This window comes from Cupriavidus basilensis, from assembly GCF_029335485.1.
GTDB lineage: Bacteria > Pseudomonadota > Gammaproteobacteria > Burkholderiales > Burkholderiaceae > Cupriavidus > Cupriavidus basilensis_E.
In genome coordinates, this window is record NZ_JARJLM010000486.1 from 1 (window position 1) to 14,024 (window position 14,024).

Annotated in this window: 16 protein-coding genes and 1 pseudogene; 7 read left to right on the forward strand and 10 right to left on the reverse strand. The window is 67.2% G+C overall.

Annotated elements, in window-relative coordinates; translation table 11 throughout:
- The 3 genes from P3W85_RS30160 to phnG all read right to left on the reverse strand — a co-directional run.
- On the reverse strand, positions 1 to 556 hold a 556-nt coding region (locus P3W85_RS30160; RefSeq protein ID WP_276267476.1), incomplete at its 3' end, for a carbon-phosphorus lyase complex subunit PhnI.
- 1 nt (position 557) lies between these two features.
- Positions 558 to 1,136, reverse strand: a complete 579-nt coding sequence (phnH, locus tag P3W85_RS30165; protein WP_276267482.1) for a phosphonate C-P lyase system protein PhnH — start codon at positions 1,134 to 1,136, stop codon at positions 558 to 560.
- A 79-nt stretch (positions 1,137 to 1,215) separates the two neighbouring features.
- A complete protein-coding gene (phnG, locus tag P3W85_RS30170) occupies positions 1,216 to 1,689 on the reverse strand; it encodes a phosphonate C-P lyase system protein PhnG (protein ID WP_035809195.1) in 474 nt (157 codons plus the stop codon).
- Between the two features lie 236 nt (positions 1,690 to 1,925).
- Here phnG and phnF point away from each other — a divergent pair, with 236 nt between their 5' ends.
- The 5 genes from phnF (at position 1,926) to P3W85_RS30195 (ending at position 6,064) form a co-directional block, all read left to right on the forward strand.
- Positions 1,926 to 2,660, forward strand: coding sequence for a phosphonate metabolism transcriptional regulator PhnF (gene phnF, locus P3W85_RS30175; RefSeq protein ID WP_017225742.1), 735 nt, complete (start codon positions 1,926 to 1,928; stop codon positions 2,658 to 2,660).
- Positions 2,661 to 2,838: 178 nt separating this feature from the next.
- A complete protein-coding gene (locus P3W85_RS30180; RefSeq protein ID WP_276267477.1) occupies positions 2,839 to 4,035 on the forward strand; it encodes an alpha-D-ribose 1-methylphosphonate 5-triphosphate diphosphatase in 1,197 nt (398 codons plus the stop codon).
- Positions 4,036 to 4,131: 96 nt separating this feature from the next.
- The gene (locus tag P3W85_RS30185; RefSeq protein ID WP_276267483.1) at positions 4,132 to 4,887 is read left to right on the forward strand and encodes a DUF1045 domain-containing protein; all 756 of its coding nucleotides are present in this window, start codon (positions 4,132 to 4,134) and stop codon (positions 4,885 to 4,887) included.
- A complete protein-coding gene (gene phnN / locus P3W85_RS30190) occupies positions 4,884 to 5,492 on the forward strand; it encodes a phosphonate metabolism protein/1,5-bisphosphokinase (PRPP-forming) PhnN (protein WP_276267478.1) in 609 nt (202 codons plus the stop codon). Before P3W85_RS30185 ends, phnN begins: the two co-directional genes overlap by 4 nt.
- 194 nt (positions 5,493 to 5,686) lie before the next feature.
- Positions 5,687 to 6,064: a DUF427 domain-containing protein gene (locus P3W85_RS30195; RefSeq protein WP_276267479.1), complete on the forward strand. Its 378-nt coding sequence runs from the start codon at positions 5,687 to 5,689 to the stop codon at positions 6,062 to 6,064.
- Between the two features lie 84 nt (positions 6,065 to 6,148).
- Here P3W85_RS30195 and P3W85_RS30200 read toward each other — a convergent pair whose 3' ends face one another.
- The 6 genes and pseudogenes from P3W85_RS30200 to P3W85_RS30225 all read right to left on the reverse strand — a co-directional run bounded on the left by P3W85_RS30200 (position 6,149) and on the right by P3W85_RS30225 (position 11,181).
- Positions 6,149 to 6,643 carry a GNAT family N-acetyltransferase gene (locus tag P3W85_RS30200; protein WP_276267480.1) on the reverse strand — a complete coding sequence of 165 codons (495 nt, stop codon included), beginning with the start codon at positions 6,641 to 6,643 and terminating at the stop codon, positions 6,149 to 6,151.
- A gap of 49 nt (positions 6,644 to 6,692) precedes the next feature.
- Complete coding sequence (locus P3W85_RS30205; RefSeq protein WP_017229254.1) at positions 6,693 to 7,229, reverse strand: phosphonate degradation HD-domain oxygenase; 537 nt, start codon at positions 7,227 to 7,229, stop codon at positions 6,693 to 6,695.
- A 34-nt stretch (positions 7,230 to 7,263) separates the two neighbouring features.
- On the reverse strand, positions 7,264 to 8,055 hold the full coding sequence (phnE, locus tag P3W85_RS30210) for a phosphonate ABC transporter, permease protein PhnE (RefSeq protein ID WP_035814932.1): 792 nt from the start codon (positions 8,053 to 8,055) through the stop codon (positions 7,264 to 7,266).
- 195 nt (positions 8,056 to 8,250) lie between these two features.
- Positions 8,251 to 9,239: pseudogene (gene phnD / locus P3W85_RS30215) on the reverse strand (phosphonate ABC transporter substrate-binding protein).
- A gap of 77 nt (positions 9,240 to 9,316) precedes the next feature.
- Complete coding sequence (gene phnC / locus P3W85_RS30220) at positions 9,317 to 10,156, reverse strand: phosphonate ABC transporter ATP-binding protein (RefSeq protein ID WP_017229257.1); 840 nt, start codon at positions 10,154 to 10,156, stop codon at positions 9,317 to 9,319.
- A 374-nt stretch (positions 10,157 to 10,530) separates the two neighbouring features.
- Positions 10,531 to 11,181, reverse strand: coding sequence for a VTT domain-containing protein (locus tag P3W85_RS30225; protein WP_276267481.1), 651 nt, complete (start codon positions 11,179 to 11,181; stop codon positions 10,531 to 10,533).
- Between the two features lie 236 nt (positions 11,182 to 11,417).
- On the opposite strand from P3W85_RS30225, the gene P3W85_RS30230 reads away from it, so the two are divergent.
- Complete coding sequence (locus P3W85_RS30230) at positions 11,418 to 11,819, forward strand: OsmC family protein (protein ID WP_017229259.1); 402 nt, start codon at positions 11,418 to 11,420, stop codon at positions 11,817 to 11,819.
- An 84-nt stretch (positions 11,820 to 11,903) separates the two neighbouring features.
- On the opposite strand, the gene P3W85_RS30235 is transcribed toward P3W85_RS30230, so the two are convergent.
- Entirely contained in the window at positions 11,904 to 13,136 is a 1,233-nt protein-coding gene (locus tag P3W85_RS30235; protein ID WP_017229260.1) for a bifunctional alpha/beta hydrolase/OsmC family protein, read from the reverse strand.
- A gap of 426 nt (positions 13,137 to 13,562) precedes the next feature.
- Here P3W85_RS30235 and P3W85_RS30240 point away from each other — a divergent pair, with 426 nt between their 5' ends.
- Entirely contained in the window at positions 13,563 to 13,967 is a 405-nt protein-coding gene (locus tag P3W85_RS30240) for an FKBP-type peptidyl-prolyl cis-trans isomerase (protein WP_017229261.1), read from the forward strand.
- The last annotated feature ends 57 nt before the right edge of the window (positions 13,968 to 14,024 follow it).

Genomic DNA, 14,024 nt, shown 5'->3' on the forward strand with positions numbered 1-14,024 from the left:
GCGGCTCGCGCGTCAGGTCGGGCGGCGCCGGATCGTGCGCGGGCACGGTCTCGGGCTCGATCAGGGACTCCTGGCGCAGCAAGTCGGTCACGCGGGGCATACGTGTATCCAGCGTGGCCGCCGCCGGCGCCAGGGGCTCGCTCTCGCGCTCGGCCTCCAGCGTGAAATCGAGCAGGCGCTGGGTGTAATCGTAGGTGGGGCCCAGCACCTGCCCGCCCGGCACATCCTTGAAGGTGGACGAGATCCGGCGCTGCAGCCGCATGGCACCCGTATCGAGCGCGACAGAATAGCCAAAGCGCGGCAGCGTGGTGCGATAGGCACGCAGCAGGAACACGGCTTCGATCAGGTCGCCGGCCGCCTGCTTGATGGCCAGCGCGGCCAGGTGCGGGTCGTACAGCGAGCCCTCGGCCATCACGCGCGACACCGCCAGCGGCATCTGCTCGCGCACCTGCGCCAGCGTCAACTCCGGCACGGCGCGGTCGCCGCGGCGGTAGTCGTCGAGCATGCGGTACGAATTGAGGATGGCGCGTTCGCCACCTTTGACAGCAACGTACATATCAATCCTCCACTTGCGTGGTGCGTGGCAGCGCGCACAGGCTATCGCCACTGGTCAGCAGCACGTCCACGCCGAGCGGGAAACGCGCATGGTTGGCATGCCACTGGGGCCAGAAGCCGGCAGGCAGGCCCTGCGCGGCCAGCGTGGCGCGGCTCTCGATGCCGGGGCCGCGCAGCGTGACGGCCGGGCCACCCGTCAGCGATACCACTTCGAGCAGCAACGTGGCGGAACGGTCGGGATAGGCCGGATCGCCCTGCGCGCAAGCCGCCAGTTCGGGCACGGCATGGCCGGCCGGCACTGCCACGAATGCCGCCTGCCCCACTTCGGCGACCAGCGGGCAGCCGCAATGAAAGCGCAGGAAAGCACGCACGCCCTCGGGCGTTTGCGGCGGCAGCCACAGCGGCGTATCGCCATCGACCAGCGTCAGCAGCAGCGCGCTCAGCGCCGGCGACAAGCCGTCCGGCACGCCGCAGGCTTCTGCCAGCACGCCAATGCTGCCCGGATGGGAGATGGCGTCCAGCGCCGCGCGGAAGGTCCGCTGGGCGGCATGCACGGGATCCTCGAAACCAGGCAGCAGCATCGGCGCAGCGCCACCGTGATGGCCCGAGGGCGTCTTGTCGAATCCAGCCGCCGGGGCGGCGATCGATTGGGCTGGCATCTCAGTCCTCTCCACGCACCATGGTAAAAAATTCAACTTTCGTCTGCGCCGCCACCGCGGCCTCTTGCCTGGCACTGGCCGCGCGGGCTTGCGCCAGCGGCGCGACCACTTCGGTGTGCACGCGTTGATGCCATTCGGGGAGTTGCAACAACGCATCCAGCAGCGCGATCTGCTCCGCCTGGCGATGCGCGCGGCCTTGCACATAGCCGACGCCGACCACGCCGGCGTCCAGCGTCACGGCACAGCGCGTCACGCTGACCTCGCCGAGGTTGAACTGCGCGCCCGTGCCGCCCGCCCGTCCACGCACCATGGCCATGCCAGATTCCGGCTTGCGCAGCAGGCGATAGGCCGGCAAGGCGCCAAGCCGGCCGACGGCCTGTTCCAGGGCTGCCGGGGCAGCCAGTACCAGCACGCGCAGCCAGGCGGCGCGGGCTGCCTGCGCTGCCTGATGACGGTCGGCCGTGCCGTCCTGCATGCCGGCACCGGTATCGGCATCGGTTCGATCCATTTTACATCCCCTATACGTCTATACGTTTAGATGTAGAATACCATCCATGGCCGAACTAGAACACAGGCAGATGAAGCTTTGATGACGCCCGCCAAGGGTGTCCTGCCCCACCCACGATGCGGCGCGGATGAGGCACAATCGCATCCAAACGTGCATTGAAGCACATCAATCATTAACGCAGGATGACGAAAAGGCAGGACGCGATGGTGGAACAGGAAGTCGAACGGGGTTCGGGAGTCGCAGTATGGCGCCAGATCGGCGAAGCCCTGGCGCTCGACATCCGCAACAAGCTCTATGTCCCGGGCGAGCGGCTGCCGCCCGAGCCCGAGCTGGCCAGCCGGTTCGCCGTCAACCGGCACACCATCCGCCGCGCCATGGGCGAACTGGAGCAGAACGGGCTGGTGCGTATCGAGCAAGGACGCGGCACCTTCGTGCAGGAGCACGCCATCGACTACGCCATCGGGCGGCGTACCCGTTTTTCCCAGAACCTGGCCAGCCAGGGCATGCGCGGCCATATCGAGGTGCTCGAGTCGCAAACCCTGCGCGCGCCCGAGATCGCCAAACACCTGGGCCTGGCGCGCAGCGCGCCGATCCTGCGCGTGCAGATGCTGGGCAAGGCCGAAGCCCGCACCATCGACGTGGCGGAGCATTATTTCGACGCCACCCGCTTTCCCGACATGGACGCGCAGTTGCGGGAGCGCCTGTCGATTTCCAAGGCATTCGCCCATTTCGGCATCGCCGACTACACCCGCAAATGGTCGCGCATCACCGCCGCCATGCCGACCGCACCGGTGGCACGCCAGCTCAACCAGCCCAAGACGCGGCCGATCCTGCAGGTGGAAGCACTCAATGTGGATCCGGACGGCACGCCGCTGCAATACAGCGTGGTACGGTTTGCCGGCGACTGGGTGCAGTTGACCGTGACCGACCAGGAATGACGGCAACGTAATATGCCGAGCCCGATGCGCTGCATCGGATACACACTACAGTTTCGCCTTCGCACGTAATCAAGAACGCAGTAGAGAACGCAATAAAGAACGCAGTATCCGGCAACACCCCAACCACCCAATTGGTCTAGACATCCGCTTGTCATCTGCCCGCGCTAAGGTCGCCAGCATGGATTCCAATCACACATTCCACCCCATCCTCGCCGGCCTGAGCGGCCGCCGCGTTCTTACCACCGGCGGCATTGCGCCGGCCGCCTTCGCGTTCCGCGACGGCTGCCTGGCCGGGCCGGCCGCCGCGTCCGGTCCTGCGCTCGATGCAGGCGACCTGCTGGTGCTGCCCGGCATCGTCGACATCCACGGCGACGCCTTCGAACGTGCGGTCATGCCGCGCCCGGGCGTGAGTTTCCCTTACACCAGCGCGCTGTTCGATGTCGACCGCCAGTTGCTCGCGCACGGCATCACCACGGAATTTCATGGCGTGACGCTGTCGTGGGAAGGCGGGCTGCGCGGCGAGGCCTACGCACAGCGCATGTTCGACGGCATCGAGCGCATGCGCGGCACGCTGGGCGCGCGACACTACGTGCACCTGCGTTTCGAGGCGCATCACCTGGCAGGGCTGGAGACCGCGCTGGCATGGATCAACGCCGGCAAGGTACGCTTCCTTGCCATCAACGACCACCTGCCACTGATGGCCACCCGCCTGCACGACGCACGCAAGCTGGCGCAGTACGCCGAACGCGCCGAATGCGATACGGCCACCTTCCGGCAGCGGCTGGAGCAGGCCGCCACGCAGGCTGGCGAGGTGCCCGCGGCCGTGGCCCGGCTGATCGCCGCAGCCCGCGCCGCCGGCCTGCAGGTAGCCTCCCACGACGATGGCGATGCCGCCACGCGCCAGCGCTATCACCAGCATGGCTGCACGGTGGCTGAATTCCCGCTGACTGTCGACGTGGCCCGCGCTGCGCGCGCCCTGCGCAATCACGCCGTATTCGGCGCGCCCAACGTGATCCGCGGCGGCAGCCACACCGGCGCACCCGACGCCACCGAAATGATCGCCGCCGGGCTGTGTGATGTGCTGGCCTCCGACTATTACTATCCCGCGCCGCTGCAGGCGGCGTTCCAGGTAGCCCGGCTTGGCGTGCTGCCGCTGCCCGCCGCCTGGGATCTGGTCTCGCGCAACCCGGCGCGCGCCGCCGGCATGAGCGACCGGGGCGCGCTGAGCCCGGGCCTGCGTGCCGACGCCATCATCGTCGACGACCGCGATCCCGCCCTGCCGCAGGTCTGCGCCGCCATCGTCGGCGGCGTGCTGCGGCATGCCACGCGCCCCTTCCCGCTGGTGCTGTCCGGCGGCGAGCTGCGCGCCGCCTGACCCTTCTCCGATCCCCGATCACGCCAGAGCCCAATGCCAAGCCCGATGCCGAACGCCATACCGGATTCGCTGCCCGGCCCGCTATCCGATGCGCCGATGGAGTCGCAGCCGAGCCCTTTGCGCCGTGCCTACCGCTACGCCATCTACCTCAACCCCGCCGCGCCCTTCCGCGAGTTCGGCGCACGCTGGCTGGGCCGCTGCGCCGACACGGGCGCAGTGCTCGCGCGCACGGCTCCCGGCGACGGCCGCATCGCGCGCTGGACCGAGGCGCCGGCCCACTACGGCCTGCATGCCACCCTCAAGGCCCCGTTCCGCCTTGCCGAGGGCCGCACCCCGGCCGAACTCGACGCCGCGATGCGCGCCTTCGCACGGGATCGCCAGCCCTTCGCCGCACCACTGGCGCTGCGCAACCTGCGCGGCTTCCTGGCCTGGTGCCTCGGCAGCGACGCCGGCGCCAATGCGCGCATGCACGCGCTGGCGGACGCGGCGGTACGGGAGCTCGATGCCTTCCGCGCGCCGCCCACCAGCGCGGAACTGGCGCGCCGCAAACCAGGCCAGCTGGGTGAAGCGGCACGGCGCATGCTGGACGCCTGGGGCTACCCGTATGCCTTCGAGACCTTTATCTTCCACATCACCCTGACCGGCCTGCTGGACCAGGCCGCGCAGGCCGATGCCGTCGCCATGCTGCAAACCGCCAGCGGCACCCTGCTGCACACGCCGATGCAGGTGCGCGATGTCAGCCTGTTCGTGCAGCCGGCGCCGGACGCGCCGTTCGTGACGGCGCGCCACTACGGCTTCGACGGCAGCACTGCCGATGGCGTCGGGGCAGCCATGCTGGAGAGCGCGGCATGACATCGGCGGCTGCCGCGGCTGCCAGGGGAGCCAGCGCTCCGGCGGCTGGCAACGGCCTGATCTACCTGATGGGCCCGTCCGGCAGCGGCAAGGATTCGCTGCTGCGCGTGCTGCGCGACCGGCTTGGCGGCAATGACCGTGTGCTGGTGGCGCAACGCTACATCACGCGCCCCAGCAGTGCCGACGAGGCCAGTGTGGCCATCACCCCCGCCGAGTTCGAACACCGCGCCGCGCAGGGCGGCTTCGCACTGCACTGGCGCAGCCACGGCTTGCACTACGGCATCGGCACTGAACTCGACGACTGGCTCGCGCAAGGCTGTTGCGTGGTGGTCAACGGATCACGCGAACACCTCGCCCGCGCCCACGCCCGCTATCCCGCCCTGCACGCGGTGCAGGTCAGCGTGCGCCCCCAGGTACTCGGGCAGCGGCTGCGCCTGCGCGGCCGCGAAGACGAACAGGCCATCGTCCGGCGCCTGCAGCGCGCCGGCGAACCGTTCGCGGTGCCGGCAGGCTGCCGCCTGTCGGTGATCGACAATAGCGGCGCGCTGGAAGATGCGGCCAACGCATTGCTGCGCCTGACGCACCAGGCCCTGCCGCATTGTTAGCCAATGCTGAGCGCAGTATTCCACCGCGGCGCTTTTTTCCGGCGCAGTCCCCTGCTATGGTTCCCGATGTAGCCGGTCTCCCTCTCTCCCCGGCCCCCGTCGCCTCCGTGGCGATTTCTTCATCTCTTGCAGGCGCGGCCTGGTTGGCTCAACCGGAATGGCCCGGTCCGGCGCAAGGAAGAAACGGTGTCACCATGCAAGCCAAAACAGTCAAAGTACCCGGCCCCGACCATCCGATCGACATCGGGCCGCAGGGCGGCCGCGTCGTGGTCACCATCGGCGGGCGGATCGTCGCCGACACGCGGGCGGCCCTGACACTGCGCGAAGCGTCCTACCCGGCGGTCCAGTACATCCCGCGCGAAGATGTCGACATGGCGATGCTGGAGCGCACCGGACACAAGACCTATTGCCCGTACAAAGGCGATTGCGCGTATTACAGCATCCCCGCCGCGGGCGAGCGTGGCCGCAACGCCGTATGGACCTACGAGGCGCCTTACGAAGCCGTCGCCGCCATCGCCGGTCACCTGGCCTTCTATCCCGATCGCGTCGACGCCATCGACGTTGGCAGCTGACCTGGCTTGCGATGCATCCGGTCCCGCGCGGCTTTGCCGGTCGCGGTGGCTATCGGCGCACGGATGAAAATTCCCAGCAGGGATTCATGCACGCTCAGGGGCCTCCAGCAACGCAATGCTGAAGCTGACCCCATGCTCGGTAAAACCAAGCCTGCGATAGAACTGGTGCGCCTGCAGCCGCTTGGCGTTGGACGAAAGCGCCAGCTTGTCGGCGCCGGCTTCCCGTGCCAGGCGCATGGCGGCTTGCATCATGGCGGAGCCCACCCCGCTGCCCCGCGCCGCGTGCGTTACCACCACGCTCTCGACGATGGCCTCGTTGCGCCCCTCGTGCGCCAGCACCGGGAATACCAGCAGGCAGAACGTGCCGAGCGGCTCGCCGGCGGCGCCGCGCATCAGGTAGCAGCGATAATGCGGCATCGCCTGGAGCTGCGCGAACAGCGTGCGCATGCGTGGCAAGGAGAGCGGCGGCTCGCCGTCCATCTCGGACAGCAAGCCGGCCACCTGCAGGAGCTCGCCGTCGCTGCCCCGGACCTCATGCAGCGTCAGGCCGCCGGCGGCGCTTTCAATTGGCTTGTCCATGCAGGATCCGGTCCTGGTTTCCGCTTCGATGGGGGATCTTGGCCACGTCTCAGGAGGCGCGCCGGATGCAGCGCGCCACCATGGGAAGGTAATGCGCCAGCGGCGGCGTGGCAAGGCCAACCACCTTGGCGAGGTCGTCGTAGCGCCGCAGCCGCACCGCGGCCGGGCCATGGGCGCGGGCGATGAAGGCTTCGGCCTGGGCAGCATCGCAGGGGCCGCCCTGCAGGACCAGGCTGTGCTGCGAAGCCGGGGACAGCGTGGCGTGGTAGGCCGGGTCCGTGGCGCACAGGTAGCGCTTGGCCGCTACGTGCAGGCGCACCGGCTCGGTCACATCGGGCCCGAACCCGACGGCCAGCAGGTCCGCCCCCACTTCCTGGTGCCGCATGTCGGTGCTGCTGTCCTCTGCCATCACAAGGTGGCCGAGATCGTGCAGCAGGCTGGCCACCACCAGGGATTCGGGATCGCCGGCCTGTTCGGCCAGTTGCGCGCACTGCAGCGCGTGCTCGGTCTGGGTGATGGCCTCGCCGCCGTAGAAGGCGGTGCCATGGCCGGAAAAAAGAATTTCGATGCGCCGGAGAATCGTCATGATGATTGGCGTGGAGTATCTGGTGGCCGGCGCGTCAGATCAGCGCCTTGCGGATCTGCGACGACAGCAGGTCGATCAGCGTGACAAAGGCGATGACGATGATCATGACCGCACAGGTCTCGGCATACTGGAAGCTGCGGATGATTTCCCACAGTACGGTACCGATGCCGCCCGCGCCAACGATGCCCAGCACCGAAGCGGAACGCACATTGGACTCGAAGCGGTACAGCGCGTAGGAGATCCACAGCGGCAGCACCTGCGGGATCACGCCGTAGACGATCTCCTCGAGGGCGCCGGCGCCGGTGGCGCGCACGCCTTCCACCGGGCGCGGGTCGATCGCTTCGACCGCCTCGGAAAACAGCTTGGCAAGCACGCCGGTGGTATGCACGGCAAGCGCCAGCACGCCGGCAAAAGGCCCCAGCCCCACGGCCACGATAAACAGCATGGCGAAGACCATCTCGTTGATGGCGCGGCAGGCGTCCATCACGCGCCGCATCGGCTGGTAGACCCAGCCCGGCACCATATTGGACGAGCATGCGAGGCCCAGCGGCACCGCCAGCACCACGGAAATGAACGTGCCCCAGATGGCGATCTGCACCGTCACCAGCATCTCGTCCACATAGATGCGCCAGTCGCGGAAGCTGGGCGGAAAGAAGTCTGCGGCGAATCTCGCCATATTGCCGGAATCTGTCCACAGGGCGAGCGGACGCATGTCGGCCCCCTTCCATGACAACGCCAGCAAGGCGAGCACTACCGCCCAGACGAACAGGACTGGCAGGCTGGCACGCGGCGGGCGGGCGGCACGAGGCGGAATGGCTGGGGTCATGGCGGGGGTGACGCGAGAATGCATGAAGGCAGGAAGCTCAAACAGCAATGAAAACGGCAATGCCGCGGAATCGGACGGCGGCGAACCGGGGCAGGCCATGAGTACACCCGGACGCGGCGATGGCCCGCCCCCGCATCGGGACGGGCCGCGCACCGGGGTTGCGCCTGGCAATCGCCTGGCGCAGGCGCGATGGGCTTACTGCGCGCCAGCCGCGATCTTGTCCAGTTCGGCCAGCCTGCGGCTGACATCGGCCAGGCGTTTTTCCTTGTCGGCGGCCGCCAGCGTGGTGTCGGTCTCGATCTTGCTTTTTTCCTTGGCCAGCTCGATCTGGCGGATCGGCACCAGTTGCGCGTCGGTGGACGGACGGAAGCCCTGATAGGTCAGCTTGGCCAGGTTCTCCTTCTCGCGCGCGGCGTCGGCACCCTTGCCGTAGCTGACGAAGAAGGCCTTGACCTTGGCCTTGACGTCGGCCGGCAGGTCTTTGCGGTAGACCAGCGGGTCCGCCGGGATCAACGGCGACTTCCACAGCACCCGTATCTGGTCATAGGCGTTCTTGCCCGTATTGATGCGGTAGCGCTCCATGTTTTCGGTGTTACCGCCACATCCACCTGATTGTTCAGCACCGACAGCAGGTTGGTCTCGTGGTTGCTCACGCGTACCGTCTTGAAGAAAGCCTTCGGATCGATATTGTGGGCACCCCAGAGGTAGTGGCCCGGCACGGCGGTACCGGAGGTCGAGTTCGGATCGCCCGCGCCATAGCTCAGCGTCTTGCCTTGCTTGAGCACGTCGTCCAGCGTCTTCAGCTTGCTGTCCTTATTGACGATCAGCAGCGACCAATACCCCGGATTGCCGTCCTTGTCGATCACCGAGGCAAAGACTTCGCCATTGGCGCGGTCCACCGCTTCGATAGCCGATTTGTTGCCGAACCAGGCGACCTGCACCTTGTTGAAGCGCATGGCTTCGATGATGCCGGCGTAGTCGGAGGCGAAGAACGGCTTGACCGTGACGCCCAGCTGCTTGCCCAGGTCGTCGACCACAGGCTGCCATGCGGACTTCAGATTGGACGAGGTCTCCGTCGAGATAAAGCCCATGCTCAGCGTCTTGCTCTCCTGGGCAAAAGCGGGCAAGCAGAGCGCGCCGGCGGCGCTCGTGACGATCAGGGCAACAAGGGTTCTGCGCAGCATGAGGGAACTCCGTGGAAAAGCCATATGGGGGTGCTTACGGAAAGACTTGCAAAAAAACAGTGGAATCCTGGTGAAAATCAGGCCGCCGCCAGACTGCCGGCGATCACGGCTGGCGCGGGGACGTCGAACCCCGCCCCATCGGGCAGCAGTTCGGCGGCTTCCGTGCCGTACAGGTCACGCAGCATGGCCGGCGTGAGCGCCGCGCAGGGGCCGTCGTAGACCACCTTGCCCTGGCGCAGCGCGACCACGCGCGTGCAGTAGCGCATCGCGACATCGACCTGGTGCAGGGACACCACCACCGCCACCTTGCGGCTGCGGTTGATCTGCGCCAGCAGCTCCATCACGCGCCGCGCCGACTCCGGGTCGAGCGATGCAATGGGCTCGTCGGCCAGGATCACCCGTGCGTTCTGCACCAGCGTGCGGGCGATTGCCGCGCGCTGCTGCTGGCCGCCCGACAAGGTCGATGCCCGCCGAAACGCATAGTCGTCTATACCAACCTGGGCAAGCGCATCGAGGCCGGCGTCGATCTCCTCATTCCTGAAGTAGCGGATCAGGCTGCGCCACAGTGGTATGCGCGGCAGCATGCCCGTCAACACATTGGTGATGACCGGGAGGCGCCCGACCAGGTTGAACTGCTGGAACACGAAACCAATCTCGCCCCGGGCGCGGCGCACATCGTTCGCCAGCCGGCCACCTTGCTGGATGGTGCGGCCATTGACCAGCACTTCGCCGGCGCCCGCCGCATCGGCCGCGATAAAACCCGCCATATGCCGCAGCAACGTGGACTTGCCCGAGCCCGAGGCGCCCAGCAGGGCAACCATTTCACCGGGAGCGACGGCAAGGCCGACGTTATCCAGCGCACGGCGTCCCGCCTGGAACGACTTGGTCAGGCCGCGCACTTCGATCGCATGCGTCATCCCACTCTCCTTGCATCAACAGTGAGCGCATTCTGGGTGGCGCTGATGACAGAACGATGAAGGCTGCACAGCTATTGCACACGCCGGATCACTGCCTGAGGGCAAGAGGCTCCGGGTCGACATCCGTAAGGAAGGAGGTACGTGAGCCCATGCAGGACGGCCAGCGCTTTCCACGCAAGGCATCGCGGCCCTCAGGGCGGCTCGCATCTGCCTGAGGAAAAGGATCATGACTCGACCTGCCCCTGAAGCATCCCCCTCATCCCGCGCTTGCGAAGCGGCGACGGCGGAATACAGCCCTGCTGCCCCGCCGGTGGCACCGGCAGGCAAGCCGGCACCGCGCACGCGCGCCACCCCAAGTGCCAGGCGCGCCGGAATCAGCCGCGCGCGCCCTGCCTGGCCCGTACCGCGCGCCAGGCGCTTGCCACCAGCAGCGAGCCGAGACCAAGCGCAAGACCGAGCAGCACCAGGGCGCTCATATGGTCGCGCACCAGCGGCACATTGCCAAAGAGGTAGCCACCCACCAGCAGCGAGATCACCCAGAGAGCCGCGCCGGCACTCGCTGCCAGCGCGAAGCGTGCTGCCGGCATGGCGGAAACACCCGCGACGAACGGCGCGAAGGTACGCACCACGGACACGAAGGGAGACAACAGCAGGGTCAGCCCGCCATGGCGCTGGTAGAAATCATGCGTCTTGCGCAAGGCATCGCGATGGATCCAGCGGTAGTCGCCGGCCAACACGCGCGTGCCGATGGCTTTGCCGATCGCGAAGTTCAGCAGGCTGCCCGCCACCGCGGCAACCAGCAGCACCGGCATCAATATCCAGAGCTTCAGCGCTCCCGAGGCGCAGAACGCGCCGCAGATGAACAGCAGCGGGTCGCCGGGCAGGAAAAACAGCGGCAACAGCCCGATCTCGCAGAACACGACAGCGAACAGGATGCCGTAGACCAGGGTCCCGTACGCCGAGATGGCGCTGCCGAGGTGCTGGTCGAAATGCAGCAATAACGGCAAGACCTGCGTTGAATCCATGCGCCCTCCCGAGTTTGCCGACCGGTACCTACAGTGTAGACGCCGCCCGATGCGGCGGCATCGAGCTTGCGATGGATCCCGCCGAATGCCCACCGGCACGCCAAAGTGAGCCTGGTTGCGCTGCGCGTGCAGGAGGTACGTAGCAAACAGGGCCACGCGGGCCTTCCCCACTTGCACGGTCCTGCGTAACATCCCATCCATCGGTCCCATCGACCAACCCATGGAATTGAATTGCCATGTCAAGCTCCCAAGCCACCGCCAGGATCGGCCAGGCCGATCCGAACTACCTGGTGCATCTCCAGGCCGGCACCCATCCGCTCGTCGGCGACGAATCCGCCGGGCTGGGGGGGACCGACCAGGGCCCGCCGCCCTTCGGCTTCGTGCTGTCCGGGCTGGTCTCGTGCACAGCCATCACCCTGAAGATGTACATGGAGCGCAAGCAGTGGCCGGCGGCGGAGATCGAGGTGACGGCTGTCTTCCAGGGCAAGGACGAGGCGCGTTTCATCCGGCGCGAAGTCAGGGTGAGCGCGGCCGGGCTGGGTGAAGCCGAACGCAAGCGGCTGGCGGAAATCTGCGAGCGCACGCCGGTGACGCTGTTCCTGAAGGCGGCATCGCGGATCGAGACGACCCTGGTCTGAGGCCACGGCGAACAGCGGCGCGCCGACAGCCGCGGGAGCAGCCACGGCTCCGCTCCTGCGGCTGGGTCCCTTGCCGCCGGCCGCCTATGCCGGGGCCGTCGCCGCCAGATGGGTGCGCACCACCACTTCGGAATGCAGGGTACGGTGCACCGGGCATTTGTCGGCAATCTCCAGCAAGGAAGCACGCTGAGCCTCGTCCAGCGGACCCTGCATGGTGATCTCCCGCTCGATCCAGTCGATCTTGCCTTCGGTCGTGGCGCATTCCGCGCAGTCGGCCGCGTGGATTTTTTCGTGGCGCAATGCCACTGCCACATGCTCCAGTGGCAGGCCCTTGCGCTCGGCGTACATGCGCATGGTCATGGCGGTACAGGCGCCCAGCGCGGCCAGCAGAAAATCGTAGGGCGCCGGGCCGCCATTCAGGCCGCCGAAGGAAACCGGCTCGTCGGCCAGCAGCCGGTGCGGCCCCGCGGTGATGCGCTGCTGGTACTTGCCGGCGTGGTTCTCCTCCACGCGCACCAGCCCTTCCTCGGCCACCGCGGCCGGCACCTCGAGCGTATCGATGCCGAGATAGCGCTGGCTCCATGCGGCGATGGTGTTGGCCACATAGACAGCGTCCTCCTTGCGTGTGAGCAGGTGGTCGGCGCGGTCCAGCGAGACAAAGCTCTTCGGGTGCTTGGCGGCAATGAAGATCTGGGTGGCATTGTCGATGCCGACGGTATCGTCCTGCGGCGCATGCATGACCAGCAGCGCCTTGCGCAGCTTCGCCACGCTATCGAGCAGCTTCTGCTCAGCCACATCCTCGATGAACTGCCGCTTGATCCGGAACGGACGGCCGGCAAGGCTGACCTCCGCCTCGCCTTCCGATTCGATGCGGGCAGCCTGGTCGCCGAACAGGCCGACCACATGGCCGGGATCGCTCGGCGCGGCGATGGCGACCACGGCCTTGGCCTCCGGTATGCCCTGCGCGGCGCTCAGCACGGCTGCGCCGCCCAGGCTATGGCCGATCAGCAAGGCGGGCGCCCGGTGATGCTGCCGCAGATAGTCCGCCGCCGCCAGCAGGTCAGCCACGTTGGAGGAAAAATTGGTATTGGCGAAGTCGCCGCCGCTGCCGCCAAGGCCGGTGAAATCGAAGCGCAGGACGGCAATGCCGTGTGCCGTCAGCGCCTGCGCGATCCGCGTCGCTGCCAGCACATCCTTGCCGCAGGTGAAGCAATGGGCGAACAAGGCGAAGGTGCGTACCGGCCCGGCCGGTAAATCCAGCCGCGCGGAGAGTAGCTGACCGTCACTTCCCGGGAACTGCAGGCGCTGGGCTTCCATGGATATCCTCATGCATGACGCAAGCTGAATGAGGTTCCCACTGTAGCCAAGTTTGCGGCCGGGTGCTACTGGCTGCGCATGCGCGGCAACATGGCGCGCAGCCGGTACGGGCTGAAGCCTTTTGCCTCCCTGGTGGAGATAGCTGGCGTCATTGTCGCTTCGCCTTGCCGGGGCAGAACTGCCGGCATGGTATGGGAAGTCCGTGCCAGGCATCAGCAGCGTGTCCAGTCCGCATGGCGTAATTTACAGGGCGCCATGGCACAAATCAGGCTGGCTGAGACCGGAAAGACGTCCGGCGCCCGGCATGGCGCAGCGCTCCGGTCAGCGCAGGCCCAGGGGAGATCCGCATCCGGTTTAAGATGCTACCTTTCCGGCCTGTCCAGCCGCTCGCCTCCCAACCAGTCAACACCAACAGACAACAGACTCATGAAGAAGATTGCCCTGCTACTCGCCGCCGTTGGAATGGCCTCCCTCGCCCATGCAGCCGCCCCCGCGGTCGAAACCCTGCCCTCCGGCATGTCCATCCAGCACATCGTCAAGGGTACGGGTGCGACGCCCAAGGCCTCGGATGTGGTCAAGGTGCACTATCGCGGCACGCTGACCGACGGCACCGAGTTCGACAGCTCCTACAAGCGCGGCCAGCCCATTTCCTTCCCCCTGAACCGCGTGATCCCGTGCTGGACCGAAGGCGTGCAGAAGATGCAGGTTGGCGGCAAGGCCAAGCTGGTCTGCCCGGGACCGACCGCCTATGGCTCGCGCGGCGTGCCGGGCACGATTCCGCCCAACGCCACGCTGAACTTCGAAGTCGAGCTGCTCGGTATCGGCAACTGACCAGGGCGGATCCATCGCCATGTCGCGTCCCCGGCCGCCCGGCCGGGGCATGGCGGT

Coding starts and splice junctions, on each gene's coding strand:
- phnH (WP_276267482.1), bottom strand. CDS start 1,136: ATGCTGCTGCCTGGTTTCGAGGATCCCGTGCATGCCGCCCAGCGGACC.
- phnG (WP_035809195.1), bottom strand. CDS start 1,689: ATGCAGGACGGCACGGCCGACCGTCATCAGGCAGCGCAGGCAGCCCGC.
- phnF (WP_017225742.1), top strand. CDS start 1,926: ATGGTGGAACAGGAAGTCGAACGGGGTTCGGGAGTCGCAGTATGGCGC.
- P3W85_RS30180 (WP_276267477.1), top strand. CDS start 2,839: ATGGATTCCAATCACACATTCCACCCCATCCTCGCCGGCCTGAGCGGC.
- P3W85_RS30185 (WP_276267483.1), top strand. CDS start 4,132: ATGGAGTCGCAGCCGAGCCCTTTGCGCCGTGCCTACCGCTACGCCATC.
- phnN (WP_276267478.1), top strand. CDS start 4,884: ATGACATCGGCGGCTGCCGCGGCTGCCAGGGGAGCCAGCGCTCCGGCG.
- P3W85_RS30195 (WP_276267479.1), top strand. CDS start 5,687: ATGCAAGCCAAAACAGTCAAAGTACCCGGCCCCGACCATCCGATCGAC.
- P3W85_RS30200 (WP_276267480.1), bottom strand. CDS start 6,643: ATGGACAAGCCAATTGAAAGCGCCGCCGGCGGCCTGACGCTGCATGAG.
- P3W85_RS30205 (WP_017229254.1), bottom strand. CDS start 7,229: ATGACGATTCTCCGGCGCATCGAAATTCTTTTTTCCGGCCATGGCACC.
- phnE (WP_035814932.1), bottom strand. CDS start 8,055: ATGACCCCAGCCATTCCGCCTCGTGCCGCCCGCCCGCCGCGTGCCAGC.
- phnC (WP_017229257.1), bottom strand. CDS start 10,156: ATGACGCATGCGATCGAAGTGCGCGGCCTGACCAAGTCGTTCCAGGCG.
- P3W85_RS30225 (WP_276267481.1), bottom strand. CDS start 11,181: ATGGATTCAACGCAGGTCTTGCCGTTATTGCTGCATTTCGACCAGCAC.
- P3W85_RS30230 (WP_017229259.1), top strand. CDS start 11,418: ATGTCAAGCTCCCAAGCCACCGCCAGGATCGGCCAGGCCGATCCGAAC.
- P3W85_RS30235 (WP_017229260.1), bottom strand. CDS start 13,136: ATGGAAGCCCAGCGCCTGCAGTTCCCGGGAAGTGACGGTCAGCTACTC.
- P3W85_RS30240 (WP_017229261.1), top strand. CDS start 13,563: ATGAAGAAGATTGCCCTGCTACTCGCCGCCGTTGGAATGGCCTCCCTC.